Source organism: Collinsella aerofaciens, assembly GCF_015557435.1.
In the GTDB taxonomy this organism is placed as follows: Bacteria; Actinomycetota; Coriobacteriia; order Coriobacteriales; family Coriobacteriaceae; genus Collinsella; species Collinsella aerofaciens_Z.
The window spans coordinates 20347-37750 of the sequence record NZ_JADNOH010000048.1; the positions used below are offsets into that span (position 1 = coordinate 20347).

15 protein-coding genes are annotated in these 17404 nt (G+C 61.0%); 5 read left to right on the forward strand and 10 right to left on the reverse strand.

Features of this window, described 5'->3' with window-relative positions; genetic code table 11:
* Positions 1 to 58: 58 nt before the first annotated feature.
* Together I2G43_RS04300 and I2G43_RS04305 are read left to right on the forward strand one after the other, a co-directional pair.
* Positions 59 to 1963: an elongator complex protein 3 gene (locus I2G43_RS04300; protein ID WP_195535221.1), complete on the forward strand. Its 1905-nt coding sequence runs from the start codon at positions 59 to 61 to the stop codon at positions 1961 to 1963.
* Entirely contained in the window at positions 1964 to 2842 is an 879-nt protein-coding gene (locus tag I2G43_RS04305) for a spermidine synthase (protein ID WP_195535222.1), read from the forward strand.
* A 27-nt stretch (positions 2843 to 2869) separates the two neighbouring features.
* Here I2G43_RS04305 and I2G43_RS04310 read toward each other — a convergent pair whose 3' ends face one another.
* From I2G43_RS04310 to I2G43_RS04350, 9 genes are all read right to left on the reverse strand, one after another.
* Positions 2870 to 5314, reverse strand: coding sequence for a DEAD/DEAH box helicase (locus I2G43_RS04310; protein ID WP_195535223.1), 2445 nt, complete (start codon positions 5312 to 5314; stop codon positions 2870 to 2872).
* A gap of 116 nt (positions 5315 to 5430) precedes the next feature.
* Positions 5431 to 6735 carry an ATP-binding protein gene (locus I2G43_RS04315; protein ID WP_195535224.1) on the reverse strand — a complete coding sequence of 435 codons (1305 nt, stop codon included), beginning with the start codon at positions 6733 to 6735 and terminating at the stop codon, positions 5431 to 5433.
* The gene (locus I2G43_RS04320; RefSeq protein ID WP_324249495.1) at positions 6728 to 8488 is read right to left on the reverse strand and encodes a TerB N-terminal domain-containing protein; all 1761 of its coding nucleotides are present in this window, start codon (positions 8486 to 8488) and stop codon (positions 6728 to 6730) included. Before I2G43_RS04320 ends, I2G43_RS04315 begins: the two co-directional genes overlap by 8 nt.
* A gap of 89 nt (positions 8489 to 8577) precedes the next feature.
* Positions 8578 to 9294, reverse strand: a complete 717-nt coding sequence (locus I2G43_RS04325) for a DUF554 domain-containing protein (protein ID WP_195535225.1) — start codon at positions 9292 to 9294, stop codon at positions 8578 to 8580.
* 118 nt (positions 9295 to 9412) lie between these two features.
* Positions 9413 to 10825, reverse strand: a complete 1413-nt coding sequence (locus I2G43_RS04330; RefSeq protein ID WP_195535226.1) for a hypothetical protein — start codon at positions 10823 to 10825, stop codon at positions 9413 to 9415.
* A gap of 39 nt (positions 10826 to 10864) precedes the next feature.
* Positions 10865 to 11158: a hypothetical protein gene (locus I2G43_RS04335; RefSeq protein WP_195535227.1), complete on the reverse strand. Its 294-nt coding sequence runs from the start codon at positions 11156 to 11158 to the stop codon at positions 10865 to 10867.
* Positions 11109 to 11711: a hypothetical protein gene (locus I2G43_RS04340; protein ID WP_195535228.1), complete on the reverse strand. Its 603-nt coding sequence runs from the start codon at positions 11709 to 11711 to the stop codon at positions 11109 to 11111. Before I2G43_RS04340 ends, I2G43_RS04335 begins: the two co-directional genes overlap by 50 nt.
* A gap of 90 nt (positions 11712 to 11801) precedes the next feature.
* Entirely contained in the window at positions 11802 to 12311 is a 510-nt protein-coding gene (locus I2G43_RS04345) for a hypothetical protein (RefSeq protein WP_195535229.1), read from the reverse strand.
* Complete coding sequence (locus I2G43_RS04350) at positions 12308 to 12604, reverse strand: hypothetical protein (protein WP_195535230.1); 297 nt, start codon at positions 12602 to 12604, stop codon at positions 12308 to 12310. The genes I2G43_RS04345 and I2G43_RS04350 overlap by 4 nt, the downstream gene beginning before the upstream one ends.
* A gap of 345 nt (positions 12605 to 12949) precedes the next feature.
* On the opposite strand from I2G43_RS04350, the gene I2G43_RS04355 reads away from it, so the two are divergent.
* From I2G43_RS04355 to I2G43_RS04365, 3 genes are read left to right on the forward strand one after another with little or no spacing between them, the layout of a single operon-like run.
* Positions 12950 to 14551, forward strand: a complete 1602-nt coding sequence (locus tag I2G43_RS04355) for an FAD-binding oxidoreductase (RefSeq protein WP_195535231.1) — start codon at positions 12950 to 12952, stop codon at positions 14549 to 14551.
* 2 nt (positions 14552 to 14553) lie between these two features.
* Positions 14554 to 15369 carry an electron transfer flavoprotein subunit beta/FixA family protein gene (locus I2G43_RS04360; RefSeq protein ID WP_195535232.1) on the forward strand — a complete coding sequence of 272 codons (816 nt, stop codon included), beginning with the start codon at positions 14554 to 14556 and terminating at the stop codon, positions 15367 to 15369.
* Positions 15370 to 16575 (forward strand): electron transfer flavoprotein subunit alpha, encoded by a 1206-nt coding sequence (locus I2G43_RS04365; RefSeq protein WP_195535233.1) that lies wholly within the window; start codon positions 15370 to 15372, stop codon positions 16573 to 16575.
* Here the strand turns inward: I2G43_RS04365 and I2G43_RS04370 are convergent.
* The gene (locus I2G43_RS04370) at positions 16572 to 17384 is read right to left on the reverse strand and encodes an HD domain-containing protein (protein WP_195535234.1); all 813 of its coding nucleotides are present in this window, start codon (positions 17382 to 17384) and stop codon (positions 16572 to 16574) included. The two genes, I2G43_RS04365 and I2G43_RS04370, sit on opposite strands and share 4 nt — an antisense overlap.
* Positions 17385 to 17404: the final 20 nt, after the last annotated feature.

Genomic DNA, 17404 nt, shown 5'->3' on the forward strand with positions numbered 1-17404 from the left:
TTGATGGAGGCGCCGGAGCCGTGGTCGGCTCCGGCGCCTTTGCCTTTACAATGGGGGCATGGAACAGATTATTTTGAACATACTCGAGGCCCTGCGTCGCGGTGAGACCGTGGACGACAAGGCGCTCGTCAAACTGATACATGCCGAGGCGCGTCGTGAGGGCGCCGACAAGCGCGATCTGGCCAAGCGTCGCCTGCTGCCGTTTTACCAGCGGGTGAAGCGCGAGGAACCGGCGCGTTGGGCTGGGTGGAATGTCGATGCCGAGCTGGAGCGTCAACTGCTGCAGGTCCTGCGCATGAAGCCGCGCCGCACGGCTTCGGGCGTGGCGACCATTACCGTCATCACCAAGCCGTGGCCGTGCTCGGGCGATTGCCTGTTTTGTCCCAACGATTTGCGCATGCCTAAAAGTTATCTGCATGCCGAGCCGGCGTGCGCCCGTGCGGAGCAAAATTGCTTCGACCCGTATCTGCAGGTGAGCGCTCGTCTGACCGCGCTTTCGCAGATGGGGCATGCGACCGACAAGATTGAGCTTATCGTGCTCGGCGGTACCTGGAGCGACTATCCGCAAGGGTATCAGACGTGGTTTATGTCGGAGCTCTTCCGCGCGCTCAATGACGATGCCGTCGCCGGCGTGGCTGCCAACCCCATGTTGGCGCGTCCGGGCATCAGTCGTGTCGAGGCAGGGCGTCTGCTCGATGACGCTCCCGCCGACGCCTTGCCGCCGGTGGTAACAGAGCGCCGTGAGCGCTATCGGGCTGCCGGTATTGCGACCGACGAGGCCGAGCTTGCGAGCGGTGTTGCCGACGAGCAGGGGCGTGTGGATGCTGCCGTGGGCGGCTATAACCGTGCGGTGCGTCGTCTGTACGGCCCCGGCACGCCGTGGGGCGAGGTCGCCGAGTGGCAGACGGCCACGATGGAGGAGCTCGGGCGTCAACAGCGCATCAACGAGACGGCGAAGCATCGCGTGGTGGGCCTCGTTATCGAGACGCGTCCCGATGCCGTGACGCCACAGGCCCTCACACTCATCCGCCGTCTGGGCTGCACCAAGATTCAGATGGGCATCCAGAGCCTCGACCAGCACCTGCTCGATATCAATGAGCGTCGCATCACGGTGGCGCAGATTGAGCGGGCGTTTTCGCTCGCGCGTCTGTTTGGCTTTAAGATCCATGCGCATTTTATGCTCAACTTGCTGGGCGCCACGCCCGAGGGGGATAAGCGCGACTACGAGCGTTTTATGACCGAGGGCGCCTTTATGCCCGACGAGGTCAAGGTCTACCCATGCGCGCTCATCGAGGGTTCGCGCCTGGTGGGCTGTTATGAGCTCGGCGAGTGGCGTCCCTATACCGAGGACGAGCTGCTCGATGTGTTGGCCGACGACATCGTGGTGACGCCGGCATTCTGCCGCATCAGCCGCATGATTCGCGACTTTAGCTCCGATGACATTATGGTGGGCAATAAGAAGCCCAACCTGCGCCAGCTGGTCGAGAATCGCCTGGCCGCTCGCGGCGACGGTGCGACGGTGCGTGAGATTCGCTATCGCGAGATCAGCACGGCGGGTGCCGACCTGGATGAGCTGTCTCTTGACGAGGTTGCCTACGAGACCCCGGTGACGGGCGAGCGCTTTTTGCAGTGGGTGACACCACAGGGCAAGATCGCGGGCATTTTGCGCTTATCGCTGCCCGACCGCGCATTTGTTGCCGCACATGCGGACGAGTTGCCGACGACGCCGGACGAGGCGATGATTCGCGAGGTACACGTGTATGGCATGGCGGCGCGAGTGGGCGATCAGGGCCAGGCGGCGCAGCATCATGGGCTGGGCCGTTCGCTGGTGGAGCGTGCATGTCAGATTGCTCGGGATGCGGGCTATGCGCACATTAACGTGATTAGCGCGATCGGTACGCGTGAGTACTATCGTCACCTGGGTTTTTACGACCATGGACTCTATCTGCAAAAGGAGCTCTAGATGAACAAGCCGGGTGTTTCTGCCGGGGTTGTTGCCGGTGTTGCCTTGGGAGCTGCTGCGCTTGGTGCGGCCGCTGTCGCTGTTCGCGCTGCCTGCTTGCAGGTCGCGCGGACTCGTAATGGGCTGGCACGCGTAAAGCGCGTGCACGATGAGGGCGGCGATGAGATTCGCGTGCTCGTGCAGGGCGGCGTCTACCAAAGCGCAAGCTATGTTGGCGATCGTTGGGCAGAGCCGGTCTTTGCGTACTATCGTGCATTTGACGATGTGTTTGAGGCCGAGGACGCAATGCGTGACGCTTATGGTCACGGTATCGACCGTACGCTTATGCTGGGCGGCGGTGGGTTTGCCTATCCCAAGTTCGCGCTGATGTCGCACGAGGGCTTGCGCATGGACGTTATCGAGTATGACGGAGAGATTACGCGCCTGGCGCGCCGCTGGTTCTATCTGGACGAACTGGAGCGCGCGGTGGGCGACCGCTTGCGGGTGATTACCGCTGAGGCTCGCTCGTATCTGGGTGTGACGAGCGTGGGTCATCATCGCTACGACGTGGTCGTGAGCGATTGCTTTGGCGGTGTCGAGCCCGTGCGCGAGCTGGCGACGGTTGAGGCGTTGCGTTTGGTGCGAGGCAGCCTGAATCCCGGGGGTATCTACGTTGCCAATATCGTGAGCGCAAACGAGGGGAGCGACGTGACGTTCCTGCGCGACTGCGCTGCCACGGCACTCGAGGTATTCGCCCACGCCTGGGTGGTCCCATGCGGTGATGCGGAGTTCGGCGGCGAGGAGAACTACCTGCTCATCGCCAGCGACGGCGACTACGCCTTTGCCGAAGCCGTGCCCTTCGACGCTGACTTCCTCGGCACCGTCCTTCACGACAAGTAAGTCTCCCCGTCCCAAAAAAGACTGGTCTTAGGCGTGGTCGCGCCAGCTGAGGACGCGCTGCTTCATACCCTCGATGTCGAGCACGCCTTCGGCGAAGCCTTTGCGCACGAGCTCCTCGGGAACGTACTCGTCGTAGCGATCAAAATAAGGCACCTCGCCGGGATAGACGAGCTCGATGGGGTCGAAGTCCTTTTCGGCCTCGGCTGCGAGTACCTTAAAGAACGTCTCCTCGTCAGCCTTCATCTTAAACTGCATAAAGTATGGACGCGACGGATCGAGCCCGCGAAGGCCCAGCTCCGCGGCGCATTTAATCTTGAGCATGCGCTCGAGCGCCAAAAAGGCGTAGCTGCCCAACCAGGGGAAGAGCACCCAAGTGTCGCCACCCAGGTTGATGAGCGGCTTAGTTCCCGCGCCCGAAATCTCGGCGGTATGACGAGCCTGCGCCAAGCGAGCCTGTGCGTTACCCATAAGGTACGGATATGCCGCGTGCTCGTTGAGCGCCTTGCGCATGCGCTCGAGCACATGCGTGTTAATGTCGCCGGGGCAGTCGCCAAAGTAGGCCGGCACCCGGCCTTTGACCTGCGTGGCAAAGACGGTATGGCGCTTCCAGTCCACTTCTTCGACAATCCAGCAATGTCCGGCAATGGCGATGCGCTCACCGGGCGGTGGCGGATTGACGATCGTGCCCAACTCGGCCGACTCGCTGCGAACGGTGAACTCCTCGTTTTCCTGGAACACAGCGTAGAACTTAAAGTTGTTAATGATGCGCTCGCCCGCGAGACCCACGATGAGCCCACCGCCCTCGGTGACCTGGATATGGTCGATTTTGATGAGGTGGCGCAGCAGTACGCGATAGTCATCGGCCGAGACGCGGTGGAAATAGCTCAGTGTGAGCACGCGCTGGGCAAGCTCTGCCGGCGTGAGCTCGCCGGTGCTGGCAAGCGTCGACATAGTCTGGTGGTAGAGCAGGCTGTAGGGGAGTCGATCGAGCTCGGGCGGCTCGACCCACTTTTCCTCGCGATAGAGTTGTACGAGCGCGATGCCCTGCAGGAGCTTCCACGGAATGGTCTCGGGCATCATCGTGCGCGGCTCAGGCTCTTCCTCGCGCATGACAAACCACATCTCGGGCGGAAGGTCGCGGCGTCCCGTGCGGCCCATTCGCTGCAAAAAGGAACTGACGGTAAACGGCGCATCGATCTGAAACGCACGCTCCAGACGGCCGATATCGATACCGAGCTCCAGCGTAGAGGTGGTGATGGTTGTCTGTGCCTGCTCCTCATCGCGCATGAGTTCCTCGGCCGTTTCGCGCAACGATGCCGAAAGATTGCCGTGATGAATGAGGAAACGGTCGGGCTCGTGCCGGTTTTCACAGTAGCTGCGCAGCATGGAGCACACGGCCTCTGCCTCCTCGCGCGAGTTGGCAAAGACCAGGCACTTGCGGCCGCGCGTATGCTCAAAGATATAGCCCATACCGGGGTCGGCGTTGTCGGGCGCCGTGTCCGTGGGGTTGAGAAGCGCCTGCTCGGTCGCTCGTGGGATGTCGACTTCGCCCTCGGGGGCCGAGGAAGTGCGACGGTCTTTGGGAGCGGCCTTGCCCCGTGCCCGCTCACAACGTTGACGGCGCTCCTCTTGTGTGAGCTGTCCGCTGTGACGCATGTCTTGGGTGCCGGCGGGCAGTGCCGCGGATGCCGCCGCCTCGATGCGCTCGCACGCAAGCACTTCGGCCTCTTGAGGACCCGTGCTCTCGAATCCCCGCTGCTGTGCCTGGGGACCCGAGTTGTAGAAGTGCTCCATGGAGATGCGCCACACGCGACGCGGTTCCTCAAAACGGGGGATAACGCAGTCGCGTCCCGTTCCCTGCGAGAGAAAGGCACCCGTGCGCTCGGGGTCGCCGATGGTGGCCGAAAGGCCAATGCGGCGGGGCTGCACGCCTGCCATGCGCGAGAGGCGCTCGATAAGACAGAGCGTCTGCCCGCCGCGGTCGCCGCGCATGAGAGAATGAACCTCGTCGATGACGACGTAGCGCAGGTCGCAAAACATGCGCGGGATCGCCATGTGCTTATGGATCAGGAGCGCCTCGAGCGACTCGGGCGTAATCTGCAAGATGCCGCTCGGTTTTTTGATGAGCTTAGCCTTGTGCGACTGCGAGACATCGCCATGCCAGTGCCAGACAGGGATATCGGCCTCTTCGCACAGGTCGTTGAGGCGGACGAACTGATCATTGATGAGTGCCTTGAGGGGGCCGATGTAGAGGGCGCCAACGCTCGCGGGCGGGTTCTCCCAAAACTCGGTCAGGATGGGAAAGAAGGCTGCCTCGGTTTTGCCGGAAGCCGTGGATGCCGTCAGGAGCACATTGTCCTGAGTGTTGAAGATGGCATCTGCCGCCGCAACCTGAATAGAGCGCAGACTCTCCCAATCGTGGGAGTAGATGAAGTCTTGGATAAACGGGGCGTAGCGGTCAAAGGCGTTCACGGGGCCTCCTTTCAAAAACGAATCTCTCAACGCGGTGGGAAGTGGCTTGCTGCATTACTGCTTCAACGTTCGCCCAGATAAAACCTACCAAAATAAACCTGTCCCTTTTTTGCAGGTTAGATGGTGAATTCGGCGAAGTTGCGGTCGCCGTCTGCGGTTCCGGTGTCGCCTGTTGTGGCTGGCGGCGCCAGCGTGACGCCGCCAACGCTTTGTAGCAGCTCGGCCACGTTGGCATCGGGGTTTTGGCACAGGATATCGAGCAACTCGATAAAGTCGCGGATGACCTCACGGGGCGTCAGGTGCGTGTCGGCTCCCACGCGGCCAAACTCAATCTTGAGGAAGTCCACCAGGTCGTTCTCGGTAAGCGTAGGCGTCCAGCCAAAGTAGCCGGCATGGATCTGCATGAGCTTTTCGATGAGCACCAGCAGCTCCTCATAGGTGAGCGGCTGCAGGCGAATGATGGGTGCGAGCATGTCTTTGAGGTCCTCGCGTGCAAAACGGCCCTGGGCGAGGCGGCTGCGCAGAGCCTCGTAGGAAAATACGCCGCGTCGACGGTCTTCGATGGAGGTTGGCGTGCCGCCCATGATCATGCCCAGGTACTGTGCCTTGCCTTGCAGTGTGTCGTTGTACATGGTCAGGATCTTCTCGTAGTTGTACTGGCGCGTGATGGCGTTGGGGATCTTGTACAGGTTTACGAGTTCGTCGATGAGCACCAGCATGCCCTTATAGCCGCTGCAGACCAAAAAGCGCGCGATGAGCTTGATGTAGTCGTACCAGTCGTCGTCGCTGATGATGGTCGAGGAGCCCAGCTCGGCGCGCGCCTCGCTCTTGGTGCGATACTCGCCGCGAATCCATTTGGTCACGCGGCTCATGCTCTCTTCGTCGCCCTCAGAGACGGCCGTGCGATAACGGCGGAGTATGCGGACAAAGTCAAAGCCGTGGACCATCTCCTCGAGCGGGGCAAGCTGGGCATTAACGGACGACTCGTCGGCGTCGGCACACGAGGCGACCCAGCGATCCAGGATAAGGTTGAGCGCGCCGCCCTCGGGGCGCGTTTTGGTCGATATGTTGCGGATGAGCTCACGGTAGGTGGCAAGGCCCTGACCCTGGCCGCCCTGCAGGCGGCGCTCAGGGGATAGGTCGGCATCAGCGACGACGAATCCCTCACCCATGGCGTGCGTGCGGATGGTCTGGAGCAAAAAGCTCTTGCCGGCGCCGTAACGACCGACCAGAAAGCGGAAGCTCGCGCCACCGTCGGAGATGAGACTCAGATCGGTGAGCAGGGCGCGAATCTCGACTTCGCGTCCCACGGTGATATAGGGAAGGCCGATGCGCGGGACCACGCCGCCCTTGAGCGAGTTGAGAATGACGGCGGCGACGCGCTTGGGCACGCGGGGTGCTGCGGATGCGGTATCACTCATGGTCTAGGTATCCTCTCACGTCTGCTTCGTAGTCCTCGATAATCTGCGGCCCTGCCGCGCCAAATTCAATAACGGTGTCGCCCACGAGGTCAAAGAGGGCCTCGTTGATGCTGTCGACGAGCATATCTTCGCTTTGGCCCGACCGCGCCACCGCCGATACTGCCTGCGCCGCGTTCTGCTCGAGCAGCGCACGAAGATAGTCTTCTGCGGCGGGGGCGAGTGCGGATGCGGTGTCGGCGTGCATGGCCGTCGCGGGTGTGGGTGCTGGCGCGAGGAGCGGGGCTACGACGCCAAACTGCTCGGTGGAGATGGTCGGCTCGTCAGCCTCGTCCTGTTGCATGGTCGTCGCGACTGGTTCGGCAACCATGTTGGCCTCAGGTTCGGCTTCCAGTTGCCCAGAGTCTGCTTCCACGGCTTCCGTAAGCGTGCCGTCCTCACGTTCCTCGTCGATTAAAAGCGCCTCGCGCGTCTGTGCGGCGGCACTTCGGATATGCCCCAGCTGGCTCAGGTCGATATCGATCTTAACGGGCTGGTGCGTGGCATCCCACGAAAGCCATGCCACGATCTCGTCATCGATAATCTTGGCCAGATATTTGGGGATCTTTTCTTCCTTAAGGGGATGGGCGGAATCCAGCGCCAGGCGCAAGCGCTGATCACAAGCGCGCATTATCTCACCGAGCTTGCTACTTTTTTGTCTGCTGCCGTGGATGCGCATACATTCCCAAAAGCCATTTTGGCAGCGGTAGATGTGAATGGGGTCCAGGCGATATTCGCAGTCCTCGTGGCGCTCGGGCGCAAAGAAGACGGCCGAGGCAAACATGGTATAGGGCATGGCCGTCTCCTCCCCAAACAGGCTCGCCACGATACCGGTCTTTCGGTGTGTGTCATAGTAGCGCGCCATGCGGACATATACGGCGCATGCCACGTGGCGCAGGTCGCGATGGTGCCCGCGGTCGAGCCTTGAGTTATTGAGGTTGTACGTGGAGAGCGCGTTGATGGCGGCCATGAGCCGCTCCTCGCGCGTCTCGTCAGGCGGAAGGGGGAGCGTGGGCTCTGAGGTTTTGCGGCGCTTAGCGGTTTGACCGGACGGCGCCTGCGCGGGCGCAAGGTCTCGAGCCGCGCGTCGCAGCTCGATAAGGGCGTTGTCGAACATGACGGTTTTAGAGTCACGAAGCAGCTTGGGGTCGAGCCCGTGGAAAACGGCGTAATCCTGCAGCCACACGCGTGCAAACCGGTCGATGCCGGGCTCAAAGACGCGATAGACATCCCAAAAGGCCTTGATCTTGTCAAAGCCATCGAGCGGATCATCTACGCCAATGTCGCAGATCAGCTCATAGAGATATAAGAAGGCAAAGGATGTAGACGTTTCCTCGATATTGCCGCGGCGCACCTGGGCGCGCCAGGTAAAGTAGCCGCGCAGTTGTCGATCGCTCATGGCGTTGTAGGTGGGAAAGTACGACTTAAACGTGCCGTTGTAGGGACAATCGTCTTCGAAGTCGGCCATCAGTAAGCCCTGACGGTAAAAAAGCTCCGCCTCTGATAGCCAACGCCCCGCGCCGCCCTTGGGATCATCCTGCCAGCGCGATATCTCGCGCATCTTGCGGTACTGGTCGGGGAGGAAGTTCTGCATCTGACGGCCGGTCTTGAGAATCGGCTCGTCAGCATAGATTTTGTTTGAGAAGCGGGCGGACTGATGGGTCCGAGCCTCGGCCATAATGCGCTCGATGAGCATCTTGACGTCCTGGTCGGCCACCGCCCTCTCCTCTCCCTATACGGTGTCGGTGACCTCATATCATAGCACAGCATCAAACAGATGTTCGAAATACCGCAACGTAGATAGATTTAGAACAGGAGAGCGTAGATGACGGCAATGACGACGGCTGGCAGCATGTTGGCCGTGCGGAAGGTCTGAGGTCGGATAAGGTTGACGCCGACGCAGAAGATGAGCATGGATCCCACGAGTGAGAGACTGTCGAGGGCTGCGGTGGTCATGATGGGGGAGAGTGCGCCGGCAAACAGCGTGATCGTCCCCTGGAACACGGCGACGGGCAGGGCCGAGAAGATGCAGCCGCGGCCGAGCGAGGCCGTCATGGTGCAGACGATGATGCAGTCCAGTGCGCCCTTCAGGGCGAGCGTGGACCAGTCACCGAGCAGGCCGTCCTGAATCGATCCCACGATGGCCATGGCACCGATGCACACGGTGAGCGATGCCGAGACAAAGGCGTTGGTGAACTCGTTGTCTCCCTCGCTTCCGGTTTTGCGCTTGAGCCATTCGCCGAGGTTTTCGATGGCAGCTTCCAGGTTGATGGCTTCGCCGATGAGCGATCCGAGGGCAAACGAGACGATCAGCATGGTGGTACCGGTGGTCGACAGGGCGCCGCCGTCGATAACGAGCATCTTTTGCATGGTGCCGCCCAGGCCGATAAACAGAACGCACAGCCCCGACGCCTTCATAAGGGTATCTTGGATACGGGGCGTGATAAAACGGCCGCCCGCTAATCCCAAAAGACCGCCTGTAATCAAAAGTGCGACGTTGATGATCGTTCCCAAACCCGGCATGGACCCTCCCGTATTGATGCCACCTTGGCAATCGTAGCAGAATGGAACGCAGGGCATATTGCGACTTGTCTAATACGTTATATGAGTGGTATTAAGTCTGGCGTACAGCGGGTAGGCCCTAGGTTGTCGTCGGAACGTAGGGATAGTATTCAAAGCGTAGCGTCATCAGCCGTTGCGGGGACTCGATGGCCGCGGCGATGATATCGGCATCTCGGGCGCGGTCAAACCCTTCAAGTTCAATCTGGTACGAGACGTCTTCCATAATGTCCAGACGCCGCCAAGCTAGGAGCGTGTCGCCATCGAATTCCAAGGTTTTGCTTCCATCTGGGGCAACGGCGTATAGGCACAGCTTGGCAGTGGTTGCAGGGTCAACAACCGTGATCTTTTTAATTTCGTTTCGAGTATTCTTAGCACCCAGCAAGGTGAGCAGCGTCGGGGCCACGACCTCGCCCGATGGCAAAAAGACGACCTCGACGGACTCCGGAAATGCGATGATGGCAGATTTGCGAACAGGTTGATTGGCCGCAGCAACTTCGATGCTTGCTGCATCGACGGTCGTCGTGTGGTCGAGTGCGGTGAGCATACAGCAGTTGCCCTCATCGACATCTTGGGACGTCGCAAGGCCTAGGCTGTCCTCGAGTTGGGGATCGTTTGGCTCGATAACAGTTTCATCCGGTTCCTCTGAAGGGGCGGAGATGCCGTTTGTCGGCAGTGACGCGCTTTCTGCTTTTCTTTCTGTTACGGCTGCGTTCGTGGTGCCATCTTTTGATGGGAAGGCCATTTCGTTCAATGCAAAGGGAGCAATCCCGACGGCTCCAGCTCCATTCCATTCCATTTCGAGGAGCGCCGGGTCGGCAAGTACGTGCTGCCTGTCTTGCGTTTGGACATCGATCTCGATAGGGCAGGGTTTCGCCCCTCGAGTAAGGCTGAGCGACCCGTTTTGCTTATCGTCTTTGATTTTGGCGCCTTCGGCATTGTCGGCGTAGAACAACAGGGGGGTCTCTCCCGTTGCGACGGCGTCGGTGCTGGCTTTGGTTATCCGCAACGATGCCGTGAATGAGAGCGTGGGCTGCGCGCCGTCGGCGTGCGAGACAACGCAGCCCAGGCATACACCTCCTTCTTCTTCGAAAAACGCGCTGTCGAAGGCGACCTTCGCTTCGTTCGCCGAGTCATCGACCGAAGCGATGTCGATGCGTAGCTCCAAATCGCAAGGGTCGTCATCTGCATCGAGCGCAACTGAGCGCCACGTGCAGATGGCGCATCCTGCCTGGGAGCCGTTCGTCTTGTCCGAACGCTTGATATCCACGACTATCGAGCTGTCCGTGTCCTGGCGAAGGCATCCCGAGGTCGAGACTGTTGCCTGTGTGAGCGAAAACCGCTTGCATGCAATGACGCTCGACGGGTCCGGTGCGGGGCTTAGGGCTGCCGGCAAGGAGTCCGCCATGACGGGGGTCGCCCAAGCGGCGATAGGCGTTCCGGTTGCGAGTGCGCCGCAGAGCGCGACGACGGGCAAAAGGTTCTTCGATGCCATGGGGTCTCCTTGCTTTATATTGTGCGAGCTGGTTGTGTCTTATTGCTGGTTGCGTTTGATGCACAGTCCGAGGCCGGTGGCTCCCGCGCCCGCCGCAGCGACGCTTGCTGCCAAGAGCTGCTTTTCGTCGTCCGTTTGCGCCAACGGTTCCTGGCGGTCGCCGCGATCGAGCCCCGAGAGGTCGACCGTCACTTGCGTGGCGGCCTGCGCCTGCTCTTGTTGGGCAAAAGCCACTGCCGGCGCGAGCACCAGGATGCCGACGATGGTGGCCGATGCGATCGCCTTATGCCGTAGCGTGTGCACCGGGCTCGACCGTCCAAGTGATTGTTGCAACCTGATCGCCTTCGCCGGTTATATGGAAGATGTCGCGCGTGACACGGGCGACGTTTCCGCTCGTCTTGAGCTTGATCTTGTCCGAACCGCCGGCAATACCCTGATAGCCCATGTCAAAGGTTGCGTTCTTGGAGAGATCGATTCCCGTTCCCTGCGTTGCGGCGCTGGCATCTTGGAGCGCGCCGTCGGGGCCGACCTTAAAGTCGATGGAGTTCTGCGCGGATCCGGTCTTGGCGTCGGCGGCAATGGTCCAGGTGTTCATGGCGTCGATCTTCATGTTGGTGACATGGATGCCGTAGGCCGAAAGGTTGTCGATGGTGGTTGCATCTTCTGAGGGGCCCTGAAGCGTGCCGTCGGCCTTGGCGACGAACGGAATAACCGTCGGAACTTTGAAATTAACGTTGTCGATCTCGGTTCTGACCATTACCTTCGTGGTTCCAACGCGCCCGGCTGCCATGGCTGGCGTCGGCGCCGCGCCCATTGCGAGTGCGAGCGCCAGTCCTGCGCCCACGACGAGCGCTCTGGCTCCGTTCATGTTCCTGGTGATGTCCATGGTCGTTCCTTTCTATTCGCCGCGGGCCGTCCCCGCGATGATTGGACGAGTGTTGGTGACCGCGCGCAATGACGCAGCGGGCGTTAGGGGCTAGTTCTCGGCCTGTTCCACCCGGACCTTGACGCGCGTCGGATTGCCGTGGTTGTCATGGGTCTTGGTGTCGAGTGCCTGGATTTCGATATACGCTTCGCCTTCCTCGATGTCGCCGGCGGGACACGTCTCAACCGTCTTGCCGGTTTCGACGATGCCGGACTCATAAATGGTCTCGTCGTTTTGAATGACGCGGAATCGCTGGGGAAACTTGTTGTCCTGGACGTTTTGCACGTTGACGCGCAACTTGCCGCCCTCCTGCAACTGGGCGACCGGCGCGACCGAGATCGTCATCATGTTGTCGCGGACGATGGCGTCGAGCTCATCTTGGATCTCTTGGCGCGATTTGCCCTCGGCCGTCGTGACCGAGGCACCCGCTTCGGGTACGGGCTGCGACTGCCAGGCGTACAAGCCTACGGCGACGAGGGCGCAGGCGATAGCCAAGCAGACAGCGATGAGTTTCTTGCGATACCCCGGACTCGCGAATCGGGGCAACTTCTTCGCACTCATGCGGCGTCCTTGGTGGTGTAGACGCGTGCGAACGTGGACGGGTCCGCTCCAAAGAGCATGTGAAGCATCAGGCGGCGCGAGTAGACAAGCTCATCGAAGTCGGGAGGGAGCTCGATGTCGTGGATGCGTGCGATGTGGTGAGCGAGCGCCGAGAACGACTCGGGGTCGCAGATCACATCGGTGGTGACGTGGTAGACCGCCGTATCGGGGAATGCCTCTTCGTCGAAAGGCAGGAGATAGGGATCGTCGTCGACTTCGATGGCGACGCCGTACTGGGGCCAGTAATATGCCATGGGAACCTCCCTGCTTCTGGGGCCAAAACTTCTCTCGGTTTGGCTGTCGATGCCGACCGTATCAGCCACTACTTGACCAAAAGCTGACCAAATGCTTGACGGATTTGCATCACCGCAGGTAATAGGTGGTAAAAAATACTTCAACATTTTTTGAGTGCCAATTTCGCGATCGTTGGCGGCAAAGCGATATGTGTCAAAAACATCGCCTGCCGAGATCTAGCGGCCGCTCGCCGAATTGCGCGAACGTAAAAATCCTCAATTATGGAGACGGTCTCGAACACGTCAACGAAACGATGCGGTAACATCTCCCTGCAAACACTGTAGTTAGCTAAAGGGGAGTTCTGCATGTCTGCAACCATCAAACCCTTCACCGATGAGTTCGAGGAATACGGTCGCGACGAGTCTCGCTCGTCGGGCGAGGCCTCGAGCATTTCGTTTCCAACATCGGAAGGCGAGGCTTGCGCCATCCTGCGGCAGCTCCATGCCGAGCGTGTCTCGGTTACGGTTCAGGGCGCCCGGACCGGTCTTGCCGCCGGCGCCGTGCCCCATGGCGGCCACATCCTCAATACCTCCCGTATGAATCGCTACCTTGGCCTTCGTCGCGATGACGAGGGCCACTTTCTCTTGCGTGTTGAGCCCGGCGTCGTGCTGTCCGAGCTGCGCAAGCAGCTGGGCAAGAAGATGCTCCCGACCGCAGGCTGGGACCAGGCTTCACTTAAGGCTTACGAGGAATTTCAAGAAGCCCCCGAGCAGTTCTTTCCCACCGATCCCACCGAGGCATCTGCCTGCTTGGGCGGTATGGCGGCATGCAACGCCTCTGGCGCCCGTAGCTACGCTTACGGTCCCATGCGCCCCCACATCACGGGTCTTCATGTCGCGCTGACCGATGGTGACCTGGTCGAGCTTCAGCGCGGCGAGGTTTTTGCCCGGGGTCGCCACCTGTCACTCGTGACAGCGGAAGGTCGTGCGCTCGAGTTCGATCTTCCCAGCTATACCATGCCCGAGACCAAGAACGCATCGGGCTATTTTGTTGCGGATGACATGGATGCCATCGACCTCTATATCGGTGCGTGTGGCACGCTCGGTGTCATCACCGAGCTTGAGATCGTCCTGCAGGCGGCGCCTGCGGTCGTATGGGGCGTCAGCTGCTTCTTTGACAGCGAAGACAAGGCCGTGTCCTTTACCGATTCCGTGCGTCCCGTCCTATCCCATGCAGCCGCCATCGAATATTTCGATGCAGGCGCCCTGGATATCCTGCGCCGCCAGCGTGAGCAGTCGACGGCGTTTTCTTCGCTGCCGGCGCTCGACAAAGAGGCCAAGGTCTGCGTCTACGTGGAGCTCGACTGCGACGACGAGGCCCAAGCGACCGAGGAGCTGTATCACTTGGGTTGGGTGCTGGAGCTTGCAGGTGGCCGCGACGATGCGACGTGGGTCGCGCGCACCGAGGTCGATCGCGAATGCCAGCGATTCTTCCGCCATGCGGTGCCCGAGAGCGTCAATATGCTTATCGACGAGCGTCGCCGCACCGACCCCACCATCACCAAGCTGGGTTCGGACATGTCGGTGCCCAACGCGCGCCTGGCCGATGTCATCGCCCTCTATCGCCGCACATTGGCCGAAAGTGGGCTCGAGTCTGCCGCCTGGGGACACATTGGTAACAACCATCTGCATGTGAACATTCTGCCGCGCGATGCGCAGGATTACCGCCGCGGCGGCGAGCTGTTTGCCCAGTGGGCCTCCGAAGTTACGGCTATGGGCGGCGCCGTCTCCGCTGAGCACGGCGTCGGCAAGATCAAGGCGGGCTTTCTTGAGACGATGTACGGCCACGAGGCCATGGTCGAATCGGCGCGGCTCAAGCTCCAGCTCGATCCTGCCGGACAGCTGGGTCGCGGCAACCTGTTTTCGGAGAAGCTCTTGGATGAACTCGTCCAGAAAGGGGGCGCGTGAAGATGAGCGATTTCCATATGGTGGTGTGCGTCAAGGCGGTGCCGGGAAGCACCGAGGTCAAGATGGACCCCAAGACCAATACCATTGTGCGCGACGGCAAGCAGGCGGTCATCAATCCCTTTGATGCGAGTGCCCTGGAGTGCGCGCTGGCGCTCAAGGACGACTTTATCGGCTTTGGCATGGATGTGCGCGTGACGGTGGTGTCGATGGGTATTCCCGCGACCGAAGCGCTGCTGCGCGACTGCATCGCCCGTGGCGCCGACGACGCGCTGCTGCTAACCGATCGCGCCTTTGCAGGTGCCGATACCTTGGCGACCACGTATGCCCTCAAATGCGGTATCGAGGCGCTCGACGAGGACTTCGACCTGCTTATCTGCGGCAAGATGGCGGTGGACGGCGATACGGCCCAGATTGGTCCCGAGCTTGCCGGCGCCTTCGAGATTCCCTGCGTGACCGATGTGAGCTGCGTGCAGAGCGCGGGCTTTACGACGTGCGGTTCGCTGGCGCTCGTTCACGGATGCGATGCCGGCGAAGAGACGGTCTATCTTGAGATGCCGTGTGCGATGACGACCGCTAAGGAGATCGGCCAGCTGCGCATGCCGAGCATCGCCGGTATTCGTGCGGCTGAGGAGGCTGACGTGCGCGTGGTCAACGCTGCCGACGTGCATGCCGACCCTGCGCGCTGCGGTCTTGCCGGCTCGCCGACGCAGGTCGTGCGCTCATTTGTGCCCGACCGCGATCAAACGTGTGAAGCCGTTGAGGGCAAACCGACCGAGCAGGCGGCAAAGCTTGCCAAGATTATCGAGGGGATGGCATAGATGAGCGGACTGGTTATCGATAGCGAAGCCTGCATCGGCTGCGGTCGCTGCGTTCGTGCCTGCGCCTCGGGCGGTATTGTGGTGGAGGGTGAGCGGCCAAACCGCTGCGCCCGCGTAACCGACGGCTGCATCCTGTGCGGCGGCTGCGTCGACGCCTGTCCGGTCAGCGCTATCTCGATTGAACGCGATGAGGCCACTGACGCAGTCGATCTCGACGCATACCAAGACATTTGGGTATTTGTGCAGACTGACGAGCATGACACCGTAGCCCCTGTGGCCTATGAGCTCATGGGCAAGGGACGCGAGCTTGCCAATGCCCGTGGCTGCCGTCTGGTGGCGCTGGTCGGCATGGGTCCCGAGAGCTCACTTGGGGAGCTGGAGCATCTGGTCTGTGCCGGTGCAGACGAAGTTATGGTCTGTCGCGACGAGCGCCTGCGCCAAAACGACGCGGAGGTCTACGCCCGCCTGATCTGCGATTTGGTGGCCGAGCGCAAGCCCGAGGCCATTCTGTACGGCGCGACCGCTTTTGGGCGCGAGTTGGCTCCCGGCGTTGCCGTGCGCTTGCAGACGGGCCTTACGGCCGACTGCACCGTGCTTTCGATGGATACGGAGACGGGCCTGTTGCAGCAGACGCGCCCGGCGTTTGGCGGCAACCTGATGGCTACCATCGTTTGTCCCAATCACCGTCCCCAGATGGCAACGGTGCGTCCCGGCATCTTTAAGGCGCCCGACTTTGACTACGGCCGCTCCGGCACGATTACCCAAGTAGCGCTTGCGGAAGACGCCAAGGCTCGTGTCGAGATCTCAATCCCTGCCGAGGAGTGGGGACAGCAGGCCTCGATCGCCGATGCCGAGCGTCTGGTTGTGGTGGGCCGCGGTATCGGCTCCAAGAAAAATCTTCCGTTGATGAGAAAGCTTGCCGAAGCCCTCGGTGCCGAGCTCGGCTGCACGCGCCCCGTGGTGGAGGCGGGCTGGCTGGAGTATCGCCACCAGATCGGCCAGACGGGCGTGTCGGTCTCGCCCAAGCTCCTCGTGAGCATCGGTGTCTCGGGTGCCATCCAGCATCTCGCCGGCATCGGCGGGGCGGAGTGCATTATCGCCATCAATGAGGACCCGGACGCCCCCATCTTTGGCGCCGCCCAGTATAAGGTCGTCGGCGACGCCGTCGAGGTCGTCGAGGAGCTGCTGGCCCAGCTTGAGCGCTAGGCACGCGCCAGCCAGTCGCGCATCTCGTCCTTTAGGCGCTCCCAGGCCGTCTGTGTGGTGGGATCGGCGAAAGGCCGCGTAATGCCAAAGGGTGCGTCGAGCAGGCGGTAGATATCGCCCTGCTCGCACGCCAGCGCGCGACTTGCGGGATAGACAAGTTCAAACATAAAGCAGATGAGCCCTACCAGGAAGTCTGCAGGTTCGTTGCGCTCATCGCGTGAGACGCAGCGACGCTCGTCAAAGGCGTCAAGTGTCGGCGATGAGAAATGGCTGGCGAGAAACGTCTTCTCGTCCACCTTGAGGATAGTATCGACGGTGCTGTCGGCGATGGTGCGCATAATGTCGACCTTATCGCCGTCGCGCACGATATCGCAGAAGCGCCGCGTGCGCTCGTCGAGCTCCTCGGGTAGGCGGAAATCGCTGTGATAGGCAATGCTCGCGCGAATGAGCTCGTCGTTCTCGTCGGCCTCAATAAAATTGCGGATGCTCGTTGCGGCTGGTGCATCGGCGGGATTCTCGCCAAAGAGGACCTCGACGCCCAACGCTGCATGGCTCATGCTCTCGGCATCTTTAAAGGTGTCCCAGCGTCGCAGCTGCTCAAAGCGGCCCATATCGTGCAGCAAGCCGCAAAGCCAGGCCAGGTCGATATCATTCGGCGTCCAGCCCTGTTCGCGCGCCACGGCATCGCACGCTTCCGCCACGTGATAGGTGTGTTCGATTTTGAGCGCGATGCGCGGATTGGTGGCATCGTAGGCATCGGTATAGGTCTTGAAGGCCCTGGCTGCCCGCGTTCGATCGATAGCTGTCATAATGACTTCCTAAAAAGTTT